General features: G+C 36.8%; 2 protein-coding genes. Both read left to right on the forward strand.

Annotated features, from left to right (window positions below):
• The first annotated feature begins 121 nt into the window (after positions 1-121).
• Positions 122-520, forward strand: a complete 399-nt coding sequence (tnpA, locus tag EEJ45_RS18165) for an IS200/IS605 family transposase (RefSeq protein ID WP_124566130.1) — start codon at positions 122-124, stop codon at positions 518-520.
• An 11-nt stretch (positions 521-531) separates the two neighbouring features.
• Positions 532-798: helix-turn-helix domain-containing protein (locus EEJ45_RS18170; protein WP_164464353.1), on the forward strand; the 267-nt coding region annotated here is incomplete at its 3' end.

Here is a 798-nt window from a genome sequence, read left to right on the forward strand (position 1 = left end):
TGAAGGTGCGCCAGCACCAGTGAAAGTGGGAGATGAATTTCGGTTAGGCGTAGCCTAAAGTTGTCTCTTTTTTTGTACTATGATATAATCAGTCTTAGATAAAAGAAAGGTTGTTATATAAATGGAATTAGACAATAATAATCATTCAGTGTTCTTGTTGTGTTATCATCTCGTTCTGGTCGTAAAATATCGCAGAAAAGTGATTGACGATGCCATATCTGACTACGCGAAAGATATGTTTGTACGATTAGGTGAAAATTACAATATTTCCTTAGTCGAATGGAATCACGATATTGACCATGTGCATATTTTGTTCAAAGCACATCCGAATACTGAAATGTCAAAGTTCATCAACGCTTATAAAAGCGCAAGTTCTCGACTTATCAAAAAGAATTTTCCACAAGTGAAAAGAAAACTTTGGAAAGAGTATTTTTGGTCAAGAAGTTTTTGCTTACTTACAACAGGCAGTTCGCCTATTGAAGTGATAAAGAAATATATAGAAAATCAAGGTATGAAATGAGGTGATTCGATATGGCAAATAAAGCATATAAGTTCCGTCTGTACCCAACGCAAGAACAAGAGCAATTTCTTGCAAAAACCTTCGGTTGTGTCCGTTTCGTCTACAACAAAATGCTTTCGGAGCGAAAGGAAACATATGAACAATTCAAGGACGACAAAAAAACGCTAAAGAAGCAAAAATTCCCGACTCCTGCTAAGTACAAGGAAGAGTTTGCGTGGCTCAAAGAAGTAGATAGTCTGGCATTAGCGAATGCCCAATTGAATTTGCAGAAGGCGTAC

Source organism: Ectobacillus antri (genome assembly GCF_003852715.1).
In the GTDB taxonomy this organism is placed as follows: Bacteria; Bacillota; Bacilli; order Bacillales; family Bacillaceae_G; genus Ectobacillus; species Ectobacillus antri.

What these genes read in the sequence shown, in the direction of transcription:
- tnpA (WP_124566130.1), top strand. Translation starts at nt 122, where the DNA reads ATGGAATTAGACAATAATAATCATTCAGTGTTCTTGTTGTGTTATCAT.